General features: G+C 56.4%; 18 protein-coding genes and 2 pseudogenes. 8 read left to right on the forward strand and 12 right to left on the reverse strand.

Annotation, left to right across the window (positions count from 1 at the left end; translation table 11 throughout):
- The first annotated feature begins 390 nt into the window (after positions 1 to 390).
- Positions 391 to 945, forward strand: a complete 555-nt coding sequence (locus AC3WQN_RS20990) for a Crp/Fnr family transcriptional regulator (RefSeq protein WP_256587279.1) — start codon at positions 391 to 393, stop codon at positions 943 to 945.
- Positions 946 to 1,191: 246 nt separating this feature from the next.
- Here AC3WQN_RS20990 and AC3WQN_RS20995 read toward each other — a convergent pair whose 3' ends face one another.
- Positions 1,192 to 1,926 carry a Crp/Fnr family transcriptional regulator gene (locus AC3WQN_RS20995; RefSeq protein WP_103400299.1) on the reverse strand — a complete coding sequence of 245 codons (735 nt, stop codon included), beginning with the start codon at positions 1,924 to 1,926 and terminating at the stop codon, positions 1,192 to 1,194.
- 177 nt (positions 1,927 to 2,103) lie between these two features.
- Between AC3WQN_RS20995 and AC3WQN_RS21000 the strand changes: the two genes are divergently transcribed.
- Entirely contained in the window at positions 2,104 to 3,402 is a 1,299-nt protein-coding gene (locus AC3WQN_RS21000; RefSeq protein ID WP_103400300.1) for a cation:proton antiporter, read from the forward strand.
- 680 nt (positions 3,403 to 4,082) lie between these two features.
- Here AC3WQN_RS21000 and AC3WQN_RS21005 read toward each other — a convergent pair.
- The gene (locus AC3WQN_RS21005; protein WP_103400301.1) at positions 4,083 to 5,258 is read right to left on the reverse strand and encodes a sensor histidine kinase; all 1,176 of its coding nucleotides are present in this window, start codon (positions 5,256 to 5,258) and stop codon (positions 4,083 to 4,085) included.
- Between the two features lie 554 nt (positions 5,259 to 5,812).
- Between AC3WQN_RS21005 and AC3WQN_RS21010 the strand changes: the two genes are divergently transcribed.
- Positions 5,813 to 6,097, forward strand: a complete 285-nt coding sequence (locus AC3WQN_RS21010) for a hypothetical protein (RefSeq protein ID WP_103400302.1) — start codon at positions 5,813 to 5,815, stop codon at positions 6,095 to 6,097.
- A 166-nt stretch (positions 6,098 to 6,263) separates the two neighbouring features.
- Here AC3WQN_RS21010 and AC3WQN_RS21015 read toward each other — a convergent pair.
- Positions 6,264 to 6,523 (reverse strand): annotated as a pseudogene (locus tag AC3WQN_RS21015) (IS3 family transposase); the annotation flags it as partial.
- Positions 6,524 to 6,971: 448 nt separating this feature from the next.
- Between AC3WQN_RS21015 and AC3WQN_RS21020 the strand changes: the two are divergent.
- Entirely contained in the window at positions 6,972 to 7,160 is a 189-nt protein-coding gene (locus tag AC3WQN_RS21020; RefSeq protein WP_095144208.1) for a ribbon-helix-helix protein, CopG family, read from the forward strand.
- A 21-nt stretch (positions 7,161 to 7,181) separates the two neighbouring features.
- On the opposite strand, the gene AC3WQN_RS21025 is transcribed toward AC3WQN_RS21020, so the two are convergent.
- Positions 7,182 to 8,843: a SulP family inorganic anion transporter gene (locus AC3WQN_RS21025; RefSeq protein WP_103400304.1), complete on the reverse strand. Its 1,662-nt coding sequence runs from the start codon at positions 8,841 to 8,843 to the stop codon at positions 7,182 to 7,184.
- 175 nt (positions 8,844 to 9,018) lie between these two features.
- Between AC3WQN_RS21025 and AC3WQN_RS21030 the strand changes: the two genes are divergently transcribed.
- Positions 9,019 to 9,249, forward strand: a complete 231-nt coding sequence (locus AC3WQN_RS21030; protein ID WP_103400340.1) for a hypothetical protein — start codon at positions 9,019 to 9,021, stop codon at positions 9,247 to 9,249.
- Between the two features lie 466 nt (positions 9,250 to 9,715).
- Here AC3WQN_RS21030 and AC3WQN_RS21035 read toward each other — a convergent pair whose 3' ends face one another.
- The 7 genes from AC3WQN_RS21035 to mhpA all read right to left on the reverse strand — a co-directional run bounded on the left by AC3WQN_RS21035 (position 9,716) and on the right by mhpA (position 18,593).
- Complete coding sequence (locus tag AC3WQN_RS21035) at positions 9,716 to 11,035, reverse strand: outer membrane protein transport protein (RefSeq protein WP_103400305.1); 1,320 nt, start codon at positions 11,033 to 11,035, stop codon at positions 9,716 to 9,718.
- A gap of 156 nt (positions 11,036 to 11,191) precedes the next feature.
- Positions 11,192 to 13,093, reverse strand: coding sequence for an acyl-CoA synthetase (locus tag AC3WQN_RS21040; protein WP_103400306.1), 1,902 nt, complete (start codon positions 13,091 to 13,093; stop codon positions 11,192 to 11,194).
- Positions 13,093 to 14,049 (reverse strand): fumarylacetoacetate hydrolase family protein, encoded by a 957-nt coding sequence (locus AC3WQN_RS21045; protein ID WP_103400307.1) that lies wholly within the window; start codon positions 14,047 to 14,049, stop codon positions 13,093 to 13,095. Before AC3WQN_RS21045 ends, AC3WQN_RS21040 begins: the two co-directional genes overlap by 1 nt.
- Before the next feature lie 175 nt (positions 14,050 to 14,224).
- Positions 14,225 to 15,316, reverse strand: a complete 1,092-nt coding sequence (locus AC3WQN_RS21050) for a VOC family protein (RefSeq protein ID WP_103400308.1) — start codon at positions 15,314 to 15,316, stop codon at positions 14,225 to 14,227.
- Between the two features lie 85 nt (positions 15,317 to 15,401).
- On the reverse strand, positions 15,402 to 16,016 hold the full coding sequence (locus AC3WQN_RS21055) for a TetR/AcrR family transcriptional regulator (RefSeq protein WP_095144202.1): 615 nt from the start codon (positions 16,014 to 16,016) through the stop codon (positions 15,402 to 15,404).
- Between the two features lie 271 nt (positions 16,017 to 16,287).
- Positions 16,288 to 16,932 carry a TetR/AcrR family transcriptional regulator gene (locus AC3WQN_RS21060; RefSeq protein WP_103400309.1) on the reverse strand — a complete coding sequence of 215 codons (645 nt, stop codon included), beginning with the start codon at positions 16,930 to 16,932 and terminating at the stop codon, positions 16,288 to 16,290.
- 2 nt (positions 16,933 to 16,934) lie between these two features.
- Entirely contained in the window at positions 16,935 to 18,593 is a 1,659-nt protein-coding gene (gene mhpA, locus AC3WQN_RS21065; RefSeq protein ID WP_103400310.1) for a bifunctional 3-(3-hydroxy-phenyl)propionate/3-hydroxycinnamic acid hydroxylase MhpA, read from the reverse strand.
- A 265-nt stretch (positions 18,594 to 18,858) separates the two neighbouring features.
- Here mhpA and AC3WQN_RS21070 point away from each other — a divergent pair.
- Positions 18,859 to 19,039: pseudogene (locus tag AC3WQN_RS21070) on the forward strand (winged helix-turn-helix domain-containing protein); the annotation flags it as partial.
- A 45-nt stretch (positions 19,040 to 19,084) separates the two neighbouring features.
- Here the strand turns inward: AC3WQN_RS21070 and AC3WQN_RS21075 are convergent.
- Positions 19,085 to 20,005, reverse strand: a complete 921-nt coding sequence (locus tag AC3WQN_RS21075) for a LysR family transcriptional regulator (RefSeq protein WP_103400311.1) — start codon at positions 20,003 to 20,005, stop codon at positions 19,085 to 19,087.
- Positions 20,006 to 20,175: 170 nt separating this feature from the next.
- Between AC3WQN_RS21075 and AC3WQN_RS21080 the strand changes: the two genes are divergently transcribed.
- Both AC3WQN_RS21080 and AC3WQN_RS21085 read left to right on the forward strand, forming a co-directional pair.
- A complete protein-coding gene (locus AC3WQN_RS21080) occupies positions 20,176 to 20,382 on the forward strand; it encodes a tautomerase family protein (RefSeq protein ID WP_103400312.1) in 207 nt (68 codons plus the stop codon).
- A gap of 86 nt (positions 20,383 to 20,468) precedes the next feature.
- Entirely contained in the window at positions 20,469 to 21,200 is a 732-nt protein-coding gene (locus AC3WQN_RS21085; protein ID WP_103400313.1) for an SDR family NAD(P)-dependent oxidoreductase, read from the forward strand.
- The last annotated feature ends 181 nt before the right edge of the window (positions 21,201 to 21,381 follow it).

Below are 21,381 nucleotides of genomic sequence, written 5' to 3' on the forward strand. Positions count from 1 at the left end.
ACGCGGGTTTCTTCTTGGTTGGCATACATGCACCTCTTACTCATGTTATGCCCGAACACAAAATTTCTGACACCCCCGTGAGACCAGGAAACACAAACAGCGTAGCCGGTGGACAGAGCGCTGAACTCACTCTCGCAAATACACGAGAGCGTGCTGTAGCGAACAGACTGTCAGGCGAACGTCGTCCAAACTTTCTGCACGAGACCATACAGCACCTTTCTCGCCACCGTCACAGTGCTGCAGGACAAACGCGTGCTAGCCAAAACACCACGGCAGGTGGAGAACCGCTTGCTCTAGGGCCTGCCTAAAAAGGACCTCAACTCAATACTGGATCAGTGCGAGCGCGTCGACCTGGCCTTTGGTACGGTTTTGTATCAACCCGGCCAGACCATGCTGCATGTGTACTTCCCAGGTACCGCATTTATTTCCCTGATGACGGGGCTGCGCGGCCATCCACCCCTTGAGACAGGTCTAATCGGCTATGAAGGCATGCTCGGTGCGACCCTTGCCCTAGGGGTCAACACTGCCCCCATGCACGCGATCGTACAAGGGGCCGGCAGCAGCCTGCGAATGAATTGCGCGCAGTTGCAGGTCGCGCTCCGCGATCATCCCTTGCTGTTGCAACGGCTGAATAAATACCTGTATGTGTTGCTCAAGCAACTGGCGCAAACGGCAGCCTGCATCTATTTCCATGAGATCGAGCCGCGCCTTGCACGTTGGCTATCGATGGCCCATGACCGTGCGCACGCCAAGCATTTTTATCTAACTCACGCGCTCCTGGCCAACATGCTTGGCGTAAGGCGCAGTGGGGTGACCTTGGCTGCCGGTGCGCTGCAGCAGCGCAACTTGATTCGATACACCCGCGGTGACATTACCATCCTTGACCGCAAGGGATTGGAGGCTGCGTCAAGCGAATGCTATCGAGCGATCAACACAGAAGCCTGAAAATCACGCCCGGGTTACTGTGTGCGATGGCGTTCATATCATGCCCCTCTTCAGGAACAGAATGGAGCTATGGAAAAGCAGCATTCGCTGCAATAGGCGTAATCATGAACACCATAGCAAAGGCGTAACGCCCGACTGGGCCAAGCAATACACCAAGACGGCCGAAACAGGAAAGTTCTTCTTTTACGGGACAGCACGATAGCGACAGGTACAGAGGCGCACTGTGAGTCTGGCTGTTGAGCCTGTTCAGTGCGAAGTGGTATGGCTAAAGACTGTATGCGCAAGAAGACGATCGGTTTCTTTCTTTACAACGGCATAACACTCGCAACACAGCGCCTCAAGCTTCGCGCGATCTAACACCTCAATATGACCACGGTTGTACTCGATCACACCGAGTTTCTGCAGTTTGCCCGCAGCTTCCGTGACGCCCTCGCGACGAACGCCAAGCATGTTGGCGATCAGTTCCTGGGTCATGATCAACTGATTACTCGGCAAGCGATCCAGCGATAGCAGCAACCAACGACAAAGCTGCTGGTCGATTGAGTGATGGCGGTTGCACACTGCCGTTTGTGCCATTTGAGTAATTAACGCCTGGGTGTAGCGCAGCAACATCTGCATCATTTCGCCATGCCGGTTGAACTCACTTTTCAGGCGCTGCCCCGCCAGTCGGTAGGCGTGCCCGGCGCTCTGCACAATGGCCCGGCTTGGGGTGCTTTCGCCGCCCATGAACACGGCTATACCAACGAGCCCTTCGTTGCCTACCACGGATATTTCCGCCGAGGCCCCGTCTTCCATCACGTAAAGCAGGGAAATAATGGCGTCGGTAGGGAAATAGACATACTGCAGAGAATCACCTGACTCATACACGACCTTGCCCAAGGGCAAGACCCGCAACTCTAACTGGGGAATCAGCCGCTCTTGAACCTCAATGGGCAAGGCCGCCAGCAGACGGTTCTGCAGCGGGTGGGGAAGCTCAGACATGGTTTCTCCAACGTTGCCAATGGCCTGTAACCACACTTGTTTTCACAATGATAGACCCGCAGGGGAATTTCCACCTCCCGGCGACTCGGGCACAAGGATTCAGTTTTCTGTAGTACCAGGCCCTACGGTAGAGGATGCTAGACAAGGTTACGACGCGCCCCAGGTTAACTGACTGTCATGTCTATTGCCCTATGGTCACTACTCCTCGGGATTTTACTCATCATCATGGTGCTGGGTGGAACCCTACTCACTAGGTTGCTGTTGAGCAGCGCTATGGTCTACCTTTTTGTCGGCTACACGCTAGGGCCTGCGGTGCTGGCGGTGATCACACTGGACCCTGCGGATCATGCCGATGTGCTGGAATGGGTCGCCGAGGTCGCAGTGCTTATCTCACTGTTCAATGTGGGATTGAAGATGGGTGCCGTTCCATTCTCCGACAGACGCTGGAGGCTGCCGCTACGCTTGGCGCTCATATCCATGGCGCTCACGGTAGGGCTTATCACAGCAGTCGGTTTCTGGGGACTGGGGCTTCCACTGGGGGCAGCTGTGTTGCTGGGAGGCATCCTTGCCCCAACAGACCCTGTGCTGGCCTCCGGGGTGCAAACTAACAGTGAGGTACATCCAGATCGCCTGCGTTTCAGCCTTTCCGGGGAAGGTGGCTTGAACGACGGAACGGCGTTTCCCTTCGTGATGCTAGGCCTCGGGCTCCTGGGGTTGCACGACCTCGGCAGGGGTGGCTGGCGTTGGTGGACAATAGACCTGATCTGGGCCACAGCAGGAGGCCTGCTAATCGGCGCTACGTTAGGTGCAATCATCGGTAGCCTCGTTGTTCACCTGCGTACACGCTATAAACTGGCCGTAGGTCTGGACGAATTCCTCTCACTCGGTCTGCTGGCGATGGCTTATGGCGCTGCGCAACTGAGTCTGGCATCCGGCTTCCTGGCAGTATTCGCCGCGGGTCTGGCGCTACAAAGGGTCAAGGAACAACCGCAGCCCGACGCGGCATCACTGAGCACGAGACCTGGCGTGAGCGGCCACGCCTACAAGGCATTGGCCACGCACTCGCACCATGCCAGCGCAACCATGACGAGCGCAGTGATCGGGTTCAATGAACAACTCGAAAAGTTGGCCGAGCTTGGGATGGTGCTGTTCGTAGGGGCATTACTGCCCTACGTGGTGTATTGGCCAGCTTTGTGGTGGTTCATACCCTTGTTGTTCGTGCTCCTGCGCTCGATAGCCGTTGCGATTGGGATGCTGGGTGAATACATGCCCAAACCACAACGCACGATGATCTGCTGGTTCGGGATACGAGGAATAGGTTCCATCTTTTACCTGATGTTCGCCATTCGCCATGGCCTGAACCCCCACTTGGCTCAACAATTGATAACGCTGACGTTGGTGACCGTCACTGTCTCTATCGTGGTACACGGCATGTCGGTTCTGCCTCTGATGAAGTGGTATGAGCAGCAAGACTAACACTTGCAATAACGCTGATGTGCCCTTTCCAGGCATACCTGGCAACGCCAACGCTTACCACCGACGCCAACTGTCTGCGCAGTCACAATGCACTCCAGCCCGATGCAATGATGTACGCCCACCGGGCCTCCATCATAAAGGGTGAAAGCTAATGCAAAGACCAATGGGAGATTTACGGCCGGATACCACGGGCAACTTGTGGTCTCACATTTTCGGTAAATGTAACAAGGCGGCCAAGATCAGCGTTAGAGACGATTACATCGAGCGCTATCTTGTGAGGTATCGTAACTCTCTCCCCTGCCCTCACCACAGGAAAGATGAGCCAGGCCATGTAAAGCGGGGCGGTGATGGGCAGGAGGAACATGGTGTACTCCAAATGCAGGTGAACAATTGATTGAAGGTGCTCGCCCGATGCAAAAAAACCTGCAGTCCATGCGTCGGTAAAGATCCCGTGAGTCAGGCGAGCGAGTAAAAATACACTTTCACTCCCCCTAAGATCTGTAGGAATTATCCGGAAAGCACACAATGTTTCCAGTCTTCTGGCGAGCAGAGAGCGGCCGAAATAGTCGCTCCTGTAAAAAGTCAAAACATGATGCGCAGGTGAAGGCGAGCTACTGGTCGTTAGCGGTCTTATGGTTCCACCGCCACCCTATTCAAGCGGCGAAACAACGACACAAAAACTAGCCCCCAAGCCGCGGGAAGGTTGCGATGAATGTGGTTCCCGACGCCGCGGTAGAGCTGACAGCAATTTCACCATGATGAGCTCTTACGATTTCACGAACGATAAACAGCCCCAGCCCGACACTACGTAGTTCTGCATTGTCATGACTACCACGGATCATCGGCTCGAACAGATTGTTCAGCAGTGCCGCAGGAATCGGTGTCCCGAAGTTGTGCACAGAAATAGTCACTGTGTCGTCCTCAATGTGGGTGGACACAGTGACAGTTGAACTCTTTGCACCATAGGCGATAGCGTTGGCCGCAAGATTACCCACCAACTGATACAGCCGATCACTGTCTGCGGAGAATTCCCCCAGGCCGCTACTTAGATGGACCAGATCGTTTTTGGGGAATGAAAGCCGAATTTCTTCAAGGCAGTCAGCAACCACCTCATGGAAGCTTAGCGGCTTGCGATCCACTGTAATCCCGCGCCCTACCTGAACCAGCGTAAAGTCCAACAGGTCAGCTACAAGTCGCTGGGCACGCTCGACGGAATGGCTAATATGGCCCAGCATCTGGGTAGTCTTGGCATCCTGATCACGACGCGACAGAATTTCGGCCGCCATTCTTATTGCTGAAAGCGGATTGCGTAAATCGTGACTGACAATTCCGATCATCTGCTCAGCAAAGAGCGCCCGATCTTCGGCGGCAGCATACACAGTACGTAGCTTACCTTCCGCGATCTCCCTGGAGCGCTGGGTCTTCAGGTTCTTGGTCAAGTGCCCCTCAGCGAGCAAGCGAGCATTGACCAGCCCCAGCTCATATTTGTGCCGATCCTCTGCCTTAAAAAGAGCCAACTCATGAAAAGCACCATTGGAATGCGCACAGCTTATTGCACTCAACATCATCGGCATCTTGTATCCATCATGGTGCATAAGGTCGAATTTTACGTTGGCTACGCCCCCCTGAAGTTGCATGAGTGGCTGCCAGTACGCCTGATGAAAAGTCCTAGTTTCTAGGCTCATCAGCTCTTGAATGCGCATGCCAAGCAGTGTTTGCTGCGAGTAGCCCATCCAGCGGCAGAACGTCAGGTTCGCACTTTCGATGCACCCGTTTTCTGCGGTCAGAAGCAACCCTTGATCAGCGTCGCCACAGGGTAGTTCTGCTGCAGGATTAGACTCATTTTGGTTTGGCATCACTGTGCAGTCCAATAAGAGGTTCAAGCTTCGTCCAGATCATCTGCAGTGGTGGCACTGGCTGTGCTGCGCAGGCCCGCACCAAGCAACGACAGGGTCATCAGGGCGATGGCGAGAAAAGGCCTCAGTGACTGTTTCATGGCGCACTCCGGCACCGGCGTCTGCCGGCTTACTGTAAATGACAGGCTCTAGAGTGAGTACAACGGTGTAACGGGTCTGTTCGCTACCGAACAGACCCCGGCGCGAGGCATTGGCAAACTGACTTTCCAGCCCGACCTCGTTCAGCAAGGTCACTATGGATAACCCTTGGCCCCGCGCACTTGCATCGCTTCAACGGCTTTCGGAGTTGTTTAGCGCCGAACAGATGGCCGAGCACGGTACTTTCCTGGCCGGCCAGCACCGGTTCAGTCCACTATCTGCCGCCGATATGTGCTTCAGCGAACAGAACATCGGCCCACTATCCGTCAGACTCGAAAAACTGGATTACTGGGGGCGCTCCCGTGCTTCGTATCGGATTGCTCCCTGCACCGCACTCACCACGAGGAAGCTTACCAATGATCACTCACTTCAAGGTCGCCGGACATCTCGCCTGCGGCCATCATGGCGATAATCTAATCTCAACCACTGAACTGAGGCGCGTGAAATGCCGCAGCTGTCGTAGCACCGACGCATTCAAAGATGCCCGCAAAGATGCCCGCAACGCAGCGCGCAGAGCCGCGCGGAAAGCCAAGGGCCTTCACATCTCTAATAATTGGCGCGAAGCCTGGAAGGACAAGCTCACCGCCATGCCGGGGCTGCAGCGACTCCCAAGGGGATATGGTGGTCAACCCTACGTCTAGCTGGGCTCAGCTCAAGAAAGCCCACTTAGAGTAGAACTCCATCTCAGTAGCCTTCCGGTCATTACTGCTTGGCGCCTTGCTTATCACCATGGTGTTGGCTAGAACGCTGCTTGCTCGCGTCTTGCTGAGCAGCGCCATGGTCTATCTGGGCGTTGGTTTTGCGCGTGTTACGCTGGTTATGCGTAAGCCGAATCAGGTGATCGGCAATCTCGGCATTTTCCGTCGACAGACGCGGTTGGTAGCGATAGCAGCAGTGGCTGACCCCGAAGGCCATACACTCCAGCTTGATGCTGATTTTTCCTGAGCGTACAGCGTGCTGCGCCATCTCTCGTCGCCGAGATGGCTTCACCACTTTTTTGCCATCGCTTCCTGGATGATTTCGGCTTTGAGGCGCTCCTCGGCATACATCTTCTTTAAGCGACTGCTGCTACTTTCCATACGGCCACCGGGCTTTATCCTTAAAGGCCTGTGGAGCACCATAAGAGCGCTCTTCACTAGAGGGTGAGTCATCATTGAAAGCAACATTCAATACCAGGTTTTGACGCCAAAAAACGCTGGCCTGTCTGCCCCTGCACACAAATCACAACTAAAAACTCAGGATAGCCGTGAAGTCTTTCCCGGTCGCTCATGACTGAGCACAATCGACCTGCTGCCGACAGTCGATCCGCTTAGAATAAATCCGCTCTCTTGCTCGCGGGCGGGAGTTATCCATATTGAGTCAACGCACATCCGCTTCCTCATCCACCGTAGGCGCCAATTGCTTTCTAGGAATTAAGCCGAGATACCGTACAACCCACGGCCGCAACAGTGACAGCACCGAACAAGGAAATTACAATTTGATTAACATCTAGCGACTTGAGTGATTGAATACCCCATGGAAAGCAAGACTGCGCGCCTCACTGTGCTCATTGATCCCATCAAGAAAAAAGCTTTCGAGGAGCTCTGTGCAGCACAAGACTTGACGCCTTCGCAGGTGGTACGTCAGCTGATTCGTGACTACCTGGACACTCATGGTGCCAGTTATTCGACCAAGAGTAAGCATGCCATCAGCACCAAGTTATAACCCAACACGAGCAGTTAGCCTCTAGAGGGCCGACATGCCCTCTGCGAGACTGACAGCTTTAGCCAGCGCGGTGTTGAAGTCGGTGTGGTAATGCTCCGTGCCGATTTCTTGCAAGATGCCCACCCTATCGAGCTTGTTAAGCACCTTCGTATTCGCCTCACAAAGTTTCACCACGATATGCCGCTTGTGCAGCTGCTGAATCACCTCCTCCAGCACCTGTAAGCCAGTGATATCCATGAACGGTACGCGCTTCAAACGGATAATCAGCAGGCGTGGGTCGGTATGGGTCTGAGCCAACACACGCTCGAAGGTCTCAGCCGCGCCAAAGAACAATGGCCCTTCAATCGTATATATCAATGTCCCTTGCGGCAGGCGAGCATGCCCGTTGGCCCTCAGCTCTTCTTCAAGCTCGTGCTCGACGACCTGTTGCACCTCCACAGATGAGGCCATGCGACGCATAAAGTGCAGCATGGCAAGAATGACGCCTATATTCACGGCGATCACCAAGTCGCTGAACACGGTGAGGCTGAAGGTGATGAGCAGGATAGCTACGTCTGCGCGTGGAGCCCGTTGGACCATGCGCTTGAAATGCTTCAACTCGCTCATGTTGTACGCGACCACGAAAAGAATGGCGGCCAGGGCGCACAGCGGGATGTTTGAGGCTAGAGGTGCCAGGAACAGAACAACAAGCACCAAGGTGGCTGCGTGCGTAATACCAGCCAGCGGGCTCGTGCCGCCGTTACGGATATTGGTTGCAGTGCGGGCAATGGCCCCGGTAGCGGCGAAGCCGCCAAACAACGGCGTGACCAGGTTGGCCACGCCCTGACCGATCAGCTCCTGATTGGAATCGTGCTTGGTACCCGCCATGCCATCGGCCACCATCGCGGACAGCAGCGATTCGATTGCTCCAAGCATGGCGATAGTGAACGCCGGACCAATCAAATCGATGACGCGGGACAGCGTAATTTCGGGCAGGCTCAACCCTGGCAAGCCTTGAGGTATGCCACCAAAAGCGCTGCCAATTGTGGCTACCCCCTTGAAATGAAAGGTTGACTGTATCGCTGTAGCGACCGCCATTGCGATTAGCGGGCCAGGTACTCGTTTGAGTCCGGGAGTTTTGGACGCGGTGATAACTAGGAAAAGGCTAAGCACCGCCAGCAGGGACGTGGCGATATGAAGATCCGGCAGGGCCTGGAGCAGATGCCAGAGCTTTTCATGGAAGTGCTCTCCACTGATCTTCGGTAAACCGAAAAAGTCTCTCCACTGCCCGACCCAGATGATCACCCCAATGCCCGCAGTGAATCCGACGATCACCGGATCGGGGATAAACTTAATGATTGCACCGAGCCGGGCCATCCCCAGCAATAACAACATGGCCCCCGCCATCATCGTCGCGATTTGCAGACCGTCAACACCATGCTCGGCCGTGACTCCCGCCAGAATCACGATGAACGCACCTGTCGGCCCGGCAATCTGCAAGCGGCTTCCCCCGAAGAGCGAAACCAGCAGGCCACCGATGATTGCGGTGTAGATGCCTTGCTCAGGTTTGACGCCAGATGCAATGGCAAACGCCATTGCCAGAGGGAGCGCCACGACCCCGACGATAACACCAGACACCATATTGCGAAGCCAGTGTCCTCGCCCTAACAACCCCACCTTCCATGCCTCACCTATCGCAATCATGGCTAGCTCCTCAGTGGATGCATGTGCATGGTATTAACATACAGTGATAATTGAAATGCCCTAGATCCACTGCTTCGTGCGGCTGGAGATGTTTATAGTGAAAGCTCAGATGGAGCTGGACGGGCATGCACTGCAAATAGAGAATTTTGAGAACGCGCGTAGCGTGGTGACAGACATGAATCGTAAAGCTGTGAAAACCAAACATGCCAAAGGCGTGACCTTCGACACCCATGTGATCGCAAACCCGACCAACCCCAAGGAGTGGATTGTGTTTTTCAAGAAGGACGCTGGGAGAAGTTATTTCTTGGTTGATGACAACGAAGAGGTCGAGTCTTTCGGGCATCTGGATGACTTAATCGTCGAGCTTCGGGATCTGGGCCTCAAGACTGCTGAAATCCACTTTTAACCCTTGGGTCACACTCTGGAGACATGATCATGTCAGTGTGGGGCGAGTATCTACCCAGTCAAAGCCAAGCTCCTTGGTCCGTACGTTTCGGTACCAGACGTGTGCAGTTTCGTGGTGAAAAAAGTGCTCAGGACTATGCTGCCAAGCTCAAGGAGAGAATCGAGGCTCCGGATGTTTACCCTCGAAGAGATCATCCAGAGAGCACTCATGGTTGACTGGAACCTTGAATTACCCCTGATTCTATAGAAAAAAATTACCGGCAACTTTGGGTCGTTTGCTGCCCGTCGCGACCGGCACATTCTCGAATGGGTTATTGCCGACAACCCACCAACTACCGCGAAAGTATTCGCGGCAGTTGGTGCTGATTGACAGGCGGAACTGCATCACGCCCATAGGGATAGTCGCCTATCGATTAAAAGCGGAAGATTTGTGCAAATGGACTCCATTAAAAATGGAGTCCTGTCGATTAGTACCGATAGGTTGCCTGCACTGAAACTCCATTCGCACTATTGTCATATTTGGCACTGTATTCAGGCTGAAGACCGGAGTTGTTCGACTGTTTTACGGAAACTTTGGAATCCCAGAGATAACCATAAGCAAAGTCTATCGTCAGATCGGGATTCGGCGAATAAGCACCGCCCAAGGTCACGGCCTGGCGATTCCCAACTGGAACGCGCACGCTGCGATCGGCATTTCTAATGGGCGACGGATCATAGGCGTAGCCTGCGCGCAGTAGCCATTGTTGGTTCAATTGATAGGAGGCGCCAACTGCCGTGGCCCAAGTGTCGCGCCAGTTCATTTCTTCGGTCACACGTCCCAGGCCAGCCGCCTGCCCCAAAGGGGAAAGACCGCTGTTGACTGCCTCGACCTTCTGGATCCGGCTCCAACGTTTCCAAGTGGTCCCCAGGTATCCCGTCCAGCGACTATTGAATTGATGGGTGATGGACGTGTCCACTGATTCGGGCATAGTGAGGTCTATCTTGTTTTCATACTTTCCGTCCAGCGGGATAACGCTCGGGGAGCCGGAAACCTCAGTATGCCCTTCGAGTTCATAGTCCACCTTCGAGTGGTAGTTAATCCCCCAACGGGTAGCCTCAGTAAAGTCAACCAAGATACCGACGTTATAGCCAAGTGCCGTGTCATCGCCTTTGATGGTAACCAGTGTGTCCTCGCCGTTGTTCAGGGCGCCGGTGGCCAGGTAATTCTGAAGCTTTGCATTGAAACGGTTTATGGTCGGCCCGCCACCAATGGACACGTAATCATTGATTCGATAGGCGATGGTGGGCTGCAGGGTTATTTCCTTGGTCGTGCTATAGGAACCATGGTAGCGGCCCTGAAAACTGCTCTCGTAATCATTGATCAGACCACTCGGAGCATAAAGGCCCAGACCAATCGAAAAACGACCGTCAAGCGGCGTCGACATATAGGCGAAGGGCACGGCCCCCAAAGGTACCGAGTCCCCTTTATTCGTTCCTGAGGCGCTGCTCTGCGCATCACTAATGTCGTCGCTCACCGAGATGACCGCGGCTCCGCCAGAAATCTCACTACGCTTCAACTTGGTCAAGCCCGCTGGATTTCCAAAGATGGTGCTGGCGTCCAACGCGGAAGACGACCTTCCCGCATATGCAGTTCCCGCACTGCTTGCACTCTGTTCATTAAGGGCAATGCCATTGGCGCCCGCGGTTGTTGAGGTGGTGAGAATTGCAATGGCGCCGACAAACTTAATCCAGGCAGCACTTGCTCGCGGAGCGGAGAAATAAGGGATCGCACGACTATTCAGTTTCATTTTCCACCTCTTTATTATTTTTTTGATTGCACGCAGGCAAGGCTTCGCCTTCCTGTGCACTTGTCAGTGCCAGTTGAAGTTGACCGAAGTTGTGCAAAGGCCCTGGCTGAACAACACCAAGACATGTTTGCGGGGCTTACGGTGGCTAATTCGGGCTCATTTAAGCCATTCCACTTGAAAGCTGTAGCGACCCAGAAGGCGGGCCAGCTTTTCCTCATCGGCCCCGGCCCGTATGCATGCGACTAGCCCACGACGACCATCCTGCACCACGTCTACCGCAATCTCCTGCAGACACAGGCGCTCCACTTCCTGCTGGACTACCCTGGCGATCTCGCGCTGCTGCAAGGCGGGCTTGAATATCTTGCCCACGGCAGTCAGTGGCAACGTTTCGAGGATTTCAATGCGCTTGGGAACTGCAGCCCGCTCGCTGATGTTGAGTTGAGCGAACGACTCAAGTTCTTCAGCGTTGCAGGTGTGCCCGGGGCGCAGTTGAACGTAGGCGACCGGCACCTCGCCCGAATAGGCGTCGGGGCTGCCGATCGCCGCGGCTAAGGCGACGGCGGGATGCGCCTGCAGCGCCTCCTCGATTTGCTTGGGATCGATATTGTGGCCGCCGCGGATGATCAACTCTTTCTTGCGTCCGGTCAGCCAGAAGTAACCCTGTGCATCCTGGCGACCCAAGTCGCCCGTATTCAGCCAGCGCCGACCGTCGACATCGATCCAGAGGCCCTGGTTATGACGCTCCTCCAGATAGCCTTCGAAGAGATTCGGACCACTGATCGTGATGAGGCCGGTCTCATCCACGTCAGCGTCGCGCAGGTACTCTCCAGAATCATCGAGCAGGACCGCGCGCATATTCTGGTAGGCGATCCGTATCCCGATGGAGCCGATACGGCGCTCGCCATGGGGTGGATTGATTGAGGAGACGCAGGCGCCCTCAGTAAGACCGTAACCTTCAAGTATCTTTACCCCGGTCCGGCGCTCAAACTCTCGGAAAAGCTCAGCCGGCATGGGTGCGGCGCCACACATTGCAAAGCGAAGACTGGATAGGTCGCGGCCCTGCCATTCATTTTGCAGAAGTGCTGCATAGACAGTTGGCACGCCGGAGAAGAGGTTGATACCGAAGTGCTCGACCATCTCCCAGAATCGTGGGATCACCCCCTCGCCACGATACCCCTGAGGCGTCCCGAGGATCACATGGTCGCCTTGAGTCCAAGGCATCAGTCCAGTAACCAGTTGTCCGTTGACATGAAATAGCGGCAGGCCACAAAAGATAACCTGACCACCACTGCGTGGCTGCAAATGAGCGGACACAGCCCATGCATTGAATACTTCCGAACCATGGGTACGCGCGGCGATCTTGGGGAGCCCGGTGGTGCCGCCAGTACAGATATAGGAGGAGCATTCATCCTGGCGGATTTGTCGACCGCTTTTCAGGTGTGTGTGCGGCTGAGTATTCATCAGCGATTGCCAATCGTGGATCGCGATCCCCCTGTGTAAGTCTCGCTCCTTGAGTGCCACGGCTTTTAGAGTCCCACGCACAGGTTCGACGACATAGGGCTCCATGCTGACCCAAACGACAGACCTGACCGTGGGTAGCTGATCCAGCTGCGAAGCCAGTTTGGGCCACAGATCACTGCCCCCAGTCGGCGCAAGCGTTACCACCACGGATACCTTCGCGGCATTCAGCAAGCCAGCCATCTGCTTGGCCTCGAGCAGAGGATTGATCGCCATGACGATGCCCGCCGCCTCCCCGCCCCATATAGTGAAATGGGTTTCCGGCAGGTTGGGCAGGACGAAGGCAAGCACCTCTCCCGGTTTTATGCCCAGGTCATGGAAGGCATTTGCCGCGCGGGTGATATCCGCGAAGAGCTGGGAGTAGTTCCACTCGTAGGTACGTTTGAAATCGGCGGCATCGGCGAAGAAACTTAGCGCCGGTGCCTTAGGGAAGTACTCGGCCGCCTGTCGCAGCGCGTCATAAGTGCTGGAAGCCAGGCCACGCTCCGACAAGGGGACTCGTTCGAGACTTTCGATGTCGTTCAGGGTCTGCACAACCATCAGGCTTCCCCCACGACTCGGTTGCATTGCACTCCGAGGTCGACCACACCATCGGCGCTGCGAATGCGCGCCTCGACCACGTCACCGGGCTTGAGGTACTGCGGCCGGCTCTCCTGCGCCTTGAGAAACAGTTTCCACTTGGTGGCTTCTGGCATCAGGGCCGCAATGCGCTGTTTCGCAGGTGAAGGGATCGTTAACGCACAACCCGCGGGAGTGCCGGTAGCGATCAGGTCTCCAACGGCAAGATCTTGCACTGAGGAGAGTTCGGTAAGGGTTTCAGCCGGACCGTAAACCAGGTTGGCCGTGCTGTCGCTCTGTCGCACCTGGTCGTTGACTGTCAGGCGCAGCTGCAGTGCTTTGAGGTAATGCATGTCTTTGGCATCCAGAAGACAGAGGTAAGGACCGACCGGGCCAAAAGTGCGAAAGCTCTTGCCCTTGTAGAACTGCATCTGGGGAATCTGAATGTCACGAGCCGAGTAGTCATTGACAATAACGACGCCTGCAATGAACTCATGCAGATTGGCGTCGGTGATAGAAACAGCGCCGGTGATCGCGCGTTTCATCACAAGCCCCAGTTCAATTTCGTAGTCGAGAAAGCGCACGGTGCGCGGCTTGATCAGGTCGCTGTCAGCCGCTACCAGGCAACTCGTCGCCTTGGTGAAGATCATGTTGAATTTCTTCGCATCCGGGTCCATGCCCGACTCGATCATGTGCTGACGATAGTTGGCGCCCTGGCAGAGGAACTGCTGGTTACGGGTCACCGGCGACAGCAGCTTTACTTCGCCCTCCTCCAGCTCAGGGCCTTTCAGTTGAGCGAGGTCGTCGATACTGTTCTGGCGAATGAAGTCACCGGTGGTTTCAAAAGCACCGGGAACCACAGTGATACGGCCTTGGCGAAGCACGCCCCAGTGGACACCGTTCTGAAATTCAAAGCGGACTACGTGTACAGCAGACATTGAAGGTACTCCTGGAGCGGCGTTTGTCCCGCGCTCGGTGGCACGAGAACTGAGGTGTTGTTCTGAGGGTGGGCTGGCGATGCTGTAGATCAACGAACCGCCGGCGATCAAAGCGCCGGCTTTGAGCATGTCTCGCCGGCCATACCGAGTAGATTTGCCCGACATGACGGCAGCTCTACCCGAACATCCGCATAAGCGTTATCAACTTGCGAATGGTTAAGTCCGGGCTGCGTCGCAGGTTACAGATCAGTGCTCGCAGATTGATTAAACTCATCTTGGGTTTTGTGAAACTCTTGGGCATGCGCTGCCCCCACTGCGCCATTGCCTCGGGACTCACGGGATGTATGCCCGTAGGCTGCTTGGCCGTAAAAATATCCCCATCGCAGTAGTGCTCGTGCTTATCACCCCAAGGGTCTTGCCAGTAATCGAAAATCTGACTGCCCAGGATGTGCCGACCGATTCCCCATGAGTGCTCCCAACCCCGCTCTCGCAGGACCCGTTGCCCCATGCCCACCGCGTCGGCATCGACGACCTCATAGGCGCTATGGCTATAGGTCGCCATGAACCCTTGCGCTATCGCGAGCGTATGGTGAGCCGCGGGAATGTCACCAAGATCAAGGCGCATGAAAGCGACGATAGGTGTGCCATCGGGGAGTACCTGCACATCGCTGGGAATAAACCCGAAATGCTGCGTATACCAGGCACAGGTCGCCTGGTAGTCGGCCACTTCGATCACGATGTGGCCAAGCCTGAGTACTTCAGGGGGAGCAATCGGCGGGCGCTGCGTGGCGTTGATTCGCGGTTGCTCGTGCGCCAGATTCCAGTGCAGAGGAGCTCTATGTGCCAGAGTTTTGCCTGGAGTCTGGTCGCAAACAGCTTCCACAATGAAACCGGATGGGTCAGTCAGTCTGACGCAATACCCTTTGCCGGGATGTTCCGACTTCTCTACCAATGACGCACCTGGGATTCGAGTGAGTTTTTCCAGATCCTCTAGAGACTGCACTGCGAGTCCGAACCCGATAAAACGTGCATGCTCGGCACGATGGACGCGATAACAATATGAAGTGGCGTCGGTGCCCCGTAGATAGAGCGTATCGGCGTCCTGCCGACCTAGCGTCAGGCCGAAGTCGGTCAGGAAACGCGCCGCCTCATTCAAGTCCGGCCGTTGGAAAATCAGGTGAGTCAGATCCTGGGCCTTTACCGTCGGTTGCGGATGCCGCGCGGGGTGTGGTGTCGCCAACCGGTGCAATTCAATTCTGTTGTTCATTGTTCTTGTTTTCCGGGTTTTTAGGGCAAAGCTGTCCCGAACCCCTGAAAAATCAGGGGTTTGTCCAGTTAAGCCAGTTACGAACTCAGTCGAGAGACGGAAGTACCGGCAACTCTATGGTCGCCAACGCACGCGCCTCCTCTGGCGGCACACCCAATGCCCGCAATATCAGCTCGGCGGTATCAGAGCCCGACTCTCGCCACGTTCTGTGACCTTCCAGCACCAGGAAAATCGAGCCAAGAACGCTGCTCGATATGAGCGTCAGTACCGAGAGCAATTGCTCCTGCGCAAACGTGTAGCGCCCAGTGGAAAGTCCGTTCAGAAGATCCGTAGTCGCTTGGCTGCTGAACATTTCGCGCAACGAAGAATTGCTCATGGCGAATTTGTGGATGAACGCCCCCCACTGGGAGTCCTCATGAGCTCGACGAATGAAGAACCGAATGCCATTGGCAAGGCGCTGAGCCGGATCGGAGAGGGAGTTGAAGCTCTTGTTGACGCGCTCATGCATCTCCCTCGCGAGATGACTGGCGACCGCCTCGAACAGGCTTTCCATGCTGTCGATGTTGCTATAGACCGTTCCGCGCGCCACTCCCGCCTCTTGCGCGAGGTCGAGGATGTTCACTTGTGAGGTGCCTCTTTCAGCGAACAGGCGAAAAGCGGCTTGATGAATGCGGCGCTGTGTTGGGTTCAGGGATTCCACGGTTCTCTCTCCAGGATTATCTCATGGATCAATTGAACGCTCGTGTTCATTCTTAGTCAACCCTGTTTTTTGAATCAGGTCCGATTCACCATGATATAAAGCGCTGCATCCCTCGAATTAACCGCGCTTACGAGGGATACGGCAAGATTTATGGGGGGGGGGCTTGGATTTCTTCACACTGAAATTATTGAACGTACGTGTTCAATACAAATCTCAGCAAGGCCGTCAAACCGGCCCCTGTAAACCTTGGCGGGCCGAGATGACATCGGAACTAGGGTAGCGGCTTACCGGCGATTCTCTTGGCTCTGGCAGGTGTTACGCCCAGAGCCTTGAGAATCATCTCGGCGACCCGCTGGTCGTGCTCCCCCACCGCACGCCCCTCGACAACCGAGCGCATGGCTCCGGTTGTGCACGATACGACCATGTCCAGGGCGATCCCCTCGTCCTCATAAGTGAAAGTGCCCGCGCGCAGGCCTTCACGCAGGTCGCCAAGCACATGGGCAGCCAAGCGCGAGCGCATGGCCTGATCGGAATGGATGATGCGCAGCAGTGCGTTGGCCCATTGATGGTCGTACGCGGCCCGGCATACGAACATGCGCACTCCAATCGAAAGCCGCTGTGCACCGCAGTGCACGCCCGAACTCAAGGCGGAAATGGCATCGGAGAACTCACTCGCCATGGCGATGCCAACCGCCTCGAGTACTTCGTCGCGCGTTCGAAAATAGTTGTAGATGGTGCCGTTGGATACCGCGGCCTCCGAGGCGACATCGAGCAGTGCAATCTCCCCCACCTCCTTACGTGCGACAAGACGCAATGCCGCATCCACCAGGCCGCGACGGGTGCGCTCACGCTTCTTGTGCCCCCGAGTGAGAGGCTCTTGCTCAGTTGCTTCTGAAGGAAAAGTGGGGGAAGGCATCTTCAGGCTCTTAATCGAGGGGGCTCGTTTATGGTAATGGAAACGCTATCGGCTGTGGCGTCGGCGCTAGCCAACAGGCCCATACAGTCTCGAACGAGACTGCCTGCATCGAAGCCGGGGGCGTGGTGCATGATGATACGGTCGGGGCGAACCGCAACCAGCGTGCCTTTGGCAGCCAGCGGCAGGATGCCATGGTTCAGGTCTTCGATGAAGTCGCAGCCGCTGCCGGAGCGCTGGCCGCAGGGTCCGATCTGCAAGAAGTGGCCTCCCATTTTGTCCCAGGAAACGACCTGAGCAGCGGTCAGCAGTGACAACGGGTCAACACCGAATCCCACCAGGGTCAGGTTGTCTCCAAGTACATCGTCGCTCAGTTGGATCTGCTGTTGCATGTTGCGAACCCAGGCTTGGGGAAACAGACTGCCACGAACCAGCTTGTCGCCACGACGATGCTGCACGAACAGACCCTGTTTGAAGATGTTCTTTGGCTTGATGTCCAGCTGCTCGAAGTACTTTCTGGTTGCGGGAGTCAACGCCAGCGTGCGCATCAGGCCGTGGATGAAGAAAGCGGCGACCTTGTTTCTCGGCATCACCAGGCGGCCCATGAGTTTCGCCAGATTGATCATCGCCTGGGCATGGGGGCGACGCTCTACGTCATAGGTTTCGAGTATTGAAGGCGCGGCTTGACCGCGAAGGACCCACGCCAGTTTCCAGGCAAGATTGGCTGCATCGCGCAGTCCCGCTACGAGACCTTGCCCGACAAATGGGGGGGTGATGTGGGCTGCATCTCCCGCGAGAAAGATGCGTCCCTTGCTGAATCTGTTACAGCAGCGCGCGTGGAACCGATACACCGCCTTTCGCTCGATTTCCAGCTCCTGCGGATTGATCCATGGCGCGATCAGTCGGGCTATGCTTTCGGGGCTTTCCAGCTCTTCCCGGGATTCGCCCGGGTGTAGCATGAACTCCCAACGCTCCCTTCCGCCGGGAGCGGGCATGTGCGGCGTTGGACGCCGTGGATCACAGATAAACTCAACGTGATCGATCGCTGACTTATGCCGGTTCTTGGCATCGACAATCAGCCAATCCTCACCATAGGTCTGTCCTTCGAATTCCTGGCCAATCAGTGCCCTGACCCTGGAGCTTGCGCCATCCACACCTACCAGGTATTGGGCGCGAACGGGATACGCCTGGCCATCATCGCCCCGTACGGTGGCGACGACACAATCTGATTCCTCGACCAGATTCTCGAGCTCGAATCCTCCCAGGCTGGTCACTGTCTTCAGCCGGGAAACCTGGCTGCGCATCGCGTGTTCGAGGTCGGGTTGATAGAAAGTCACCAGTTTGGGATGGCCGTCGATGCATCCCGCGGTATTGGCCCGACCGAATTGCCCGAGGACCGGGGAGTGCATCCTCACTTCAGGGATAGCGATCTTCTCGAAAGCGTCTTCCGACAATCCGGCGAGTTGCAGGATGCGAAGCGCCTCGTTATCCAGAGCAATGGCGCGGGGCATTAGTAGGACCTCATGGGTCTTGTCCAATACCAGTGTCTTTACCCCATAGCGGCCGAGCAGCGCCGCGATTGTCGCCCCTACCGGACCGTTACCGACGACCAGCACATCGACAGCGGTGGGAGGCAGTTCGGTACCTTTCTTGTTGTTGTTCATCTCGAGCCCTTGTTGTGATTGAAGTCGTGAGACGTGGAGATCTCATCGTCAGGCAAGGTGAAGGTATGTAGAATTGAGATATATTTCAATATTGATATTTTAGTCATTACCATTTTTGGTTCATTACCGCACCGTGATGAGGTCATGTGGGCTATGCCGAGGGCCAGTTTCCGACCGGTGAGGCTTGGCTTCTGAGCAGATCAGCGTTGTTATTGGAGTAATGGCCCAGTGCTAGAAATTATGTTTTTGACTTCAGGAATCCAACGTGGCGCGTCCGCAGCCCCATCCGAACCCAGTCCAGCTCTGTTTCGTCGAGTTCGAGCTCGACGAGACCAACGCGTGCTTGTTACGTAACGGAGAAGCCGTGCCGTTGACGCCCGCCCTTCACCCTGCTGTGCGCACTTGCACGCCAACCTGGATCGCTGGTGACCAAGGATTGGTTGGTCGCGGGGTTCACCCCACTCCCCCAGCCTCGCGCCCTGCCCGCCTGCTCAGACCTTCCACTCCTGCTTGCACTCCATCAGGAAGTCAATAAACGCGCGCAGGCGCAGCGGAACATAGCGACTGCCAGGGTACAACAGGGTGAAGGGGCGGGAACGCCCGCCGAAATCCTGGAGGACCTCGACCAGGGACCCCTCCTTCAGTTCTCGCTCAACGATAAAGCGATAGGTCTGGAACAGGCCCGCGCCGTGCTTGGCCAGGGTGACTCCGCCGAGTACATCGTCCGAGCAGCAATAGTTGCCTTCGGCCAGGATCTCCTGCTCCTTGCCGTTCTCAGTGAACAGCCAGGAAATCCGGCGTCCACTACTGGGCAGCTCGAACTGGATGCAGTCGTGCCTGGCAAGGTCGTCCAAGGCGGTGGGTGTGCCAGCCCGGGCCAGGTACTCCGGCGTGGCTATCACCACCAGACGCGCATCTTCAAGGTGCCGGGCGATCAGTGTCGAGTCGGGCTGGGCGCGCACGCGGATCGCCAGGTCGTAGCCCTCCCCGACGAAGTCGATGTTGCGATTGCTCAGGTGGATATCGATCTTCACCCCGGGGTGGCGCTCCCGGAAACGGGACAAGAGCGGGAGGATGCGGTAGTGGCCGTAAGTCGTGGGAATGCTGATGCGCAGTTCGCCGGCGGGTTCGAGCTGCCTGCCCATCACTTCGCGCTCCGCCTCGACCAGTTGGGTCAGCGCCTGCCGGCACTGCTCGAAATAGGCTCGACCGCTTTCCGTGAGTCGGATACTGCGGGTCGTCCTCACGAACAGCCGCGTGCCCAGGCGTTCCTCCAGTCGCGAAATTGTCCGACTTACCGCCGCCGGGGTAACCCCGGCCGAAAGTGCCGCGGCCGTGAAGCTGCCCTCCTCCACAGCCATACAGAAGAGCTCGATGCTGCCCAGCTGGATGTCATCAAAGTGACGTTTCACGTTTCATTACACTGCGTATCAACTGAAGTGTCAGAGACTACCTTTATCGGCTTCGAGGGTACAAATATAGTTCACGTCACGCAGTCGATCCCGACGCCCTTCGGCCTGGTCGGGGGAGGCGCCGAGTTGCTTGCCCAGGTCTTACTCACCAACCCTCCAAGGAGGTTGAAATGCCGTTCGTAAGCGTTCGAATCACTCGTGACGGGGTTACCCGGGAGCAGAAAGCCCAGGTCATCGCCGAGATCACAGACACCCTGCAGCGCGTACTGGGCAAGCGCCCTGACCTCACGCACATCGTTATCGAGGAAGTCGACACCGATAACTGGGGTTACGCCGGAATGACGACGACCGAGTACCGAAAGAACCCACCTGGTTGACATTCGTTTCAACACTCCTGCCCGAGCAGGGACCTCCCCTGACCCGCCGCTACAACAAGCTCTGTGACCACTTTGCGAGGAAACCCATGAGCAAGAAAACCGTCGTCATCACCGGTGCATCCAGCGGTATCGGCCTGGGTCTGGCCAAAGCCTTCATTGATAGTGGCTACAACGTCGTCGGTACCGGTCGCTCCCCCGAGCGCCTGCAAGAGGCCGCCGCCAGCCTGGGCAGTCCGCACAACTTCATGGGCGTCGCTGGCGACGTGGCCGATCCCGCTACTGCCCGAAAGATCTTCGACTCGGCGATTGAAGCCTTTGGCAGCGTCGAAGTCCTGATCAACAACGCCGGCTTTTTCTTGCCCAAACCTTTCATCGATTACACGTCAGAAGACCTGGAAACGCTGTTGGACACCAACCTCAGGGGCGTGGTCTACACCTCCCAGGTGGCCGCCGCACATATGCAGCGGCAAGGTGGCGGGCACATCGTGAACATCTCCGCGGCCATAGCCCTGCAGCCCAACATCGATGTACCGGCCGCCCTGCCGGTGCTGATCAAGGGTGGCATCAACCAGATGACCCGGGCGCTGGCCCTGGAACTGTCACCGCACAACATCCAGGTGAACGCAGTCGCCCCCGGCATCATTGACACGCCCATGCACGCCCCGGCCGCTCGTGATTTCCTCAACAACCTGGCGCCGTCCGGCCGGGTCGGCACTGTTGAGGAAATTGCCGAGGCTGTGCTCTACCTGGCAAAGGCGGACTTCACCACAGGTGTCGTCCTGGCAGTGGACGGCGGCATGAGCACCGGCAAGTGGTAATAGCCTGAAAGAAGAAAGCTGAATGCTGGTCAGTCAAGAAACGTCTTGAACTGAGTGAGAGGCCCGTGGCGAGGGAGCAGGCTCCCGCTGGTGCGCGAAGCGCGCCCAACAATGCCACCGCGGTCTTTCAGAATGAACTCGGCTATCGTTTTGGGGCTGCTGCGCAACCCAGCGGGAGCAA

The organism is Pseudomonas sp. FW300-N1A1 (assembly GCF_058789115.1).

Coding starts and splice junctions, on each gene's coding strand:
- AC3WQN_RS21085 (WP_103400313.1), top strand. CDS start 20,469: ATGAGCAAGAAAACCGTCGTCATCACCGGTGCATCCAGCGGTATCGGC.
- AC3WQN_RS21000 (WP_103400300.1), top strand. CDS start 2,104: ATGTCTATTGCCCTATGGTCACTACTCCTCGGGATTTTACTCATCATC.
- mhpA (WP_103400310.1), bottom strand. CDS start 18,593: ATGAACAACAACAAGAAAGGTACCGAACTGCCTCCCACCGCTGTCGAT.
- AC3WQN_RS21045 (WP_103400307.1), bottom strand. CDS start 14,049: ATGTCTGCTGTACACGTAGTCCGCTTTGAATTTCAGAACGGTGTCCAC.
- AC3WQN_RS20990 (WP_256587279.1), top strand. CDS start 391: ATGCTGCATGTGTACTTCCCAGGTACCGCATTTATTTCCCTGATGACG.
- AC3WQN_RS21025 (WP_103400304.1), bottom strand. CDS start 8,843: ATGATTGCGATAGGTGAGGCATGGAAGGTGGGGTTGTTAGGGCGAGGA.
- AC3WQN_RS21080 (WP_103400312.1), top strand. CDS start 20,176: ATGCCGTTCGTAAGCGTTCGAATCACTCGTGACGGGGTTACCCGGGAG.
- AC3WQN_RS21040 (WP_103400306.1), bottom strand. CDS start 13,093: ATGGTTGTGCAGACCCTGAACGACATCGAAAGTCTCGAACGAGTCCCC.
- AC3WQN_RS21020 (WP_095144208.1), top strand. CDS start 6,972: ATGGAAAGCAAGACTGCGCGCCTCACTGTGCTCATTGATCCCATCAAG.
- AC3WQN_RS21060 (WP_103400309.1), bottom strand. CDS start 16,932: ATGCCTTCCCCCACTTTTCCTTCAGAAGCAACTGAGCAAGAGCCTCTC.
- AC3WQN_RS21010 (WP_103400302.1), top strand. CDS start 5,813: ATGATCACTCACTTCAAGGTCGCCGGACATCTCGCCTGCGGCCATCAT.
- AC3WQN_RS21030 (WP_103400340.1), top strand. CDS start 9,019: ATGAATCGTAAAGCTGTGAAAACCAAACATGCCAAAGGCGTGACCTTC.
- AC3WQN_RS21050 (WP_103400308.1), bottom strand. CDS start 15,316: ATGAACAACAGAATTGAATTGCACCGGTTGGCGACACCACACCCCGCG.
- AC3WQN_RS21035 (WP_103400305.1), bottom strand. CDS start 11,035: ATGAAACTGAATAGTCGTGCGATCCCTTATTTCTCCGCTCCGCGAGCA.
- AC3WQN_RS21005 (WP_103400301.1), bottom strand. CDS start 5,258: ATGCCAAACCAAAATGAGTCTAATCCTGCAGCAGAACTACCCTGTGGC.
- AC3WQN_RS20995 (WP_103400299.1), bottom strand. CDS start 1,926: ATGTCTGAGCTTCCCCACCCGCTGCAGAACCGTCTGCTGGCGGCCTTG.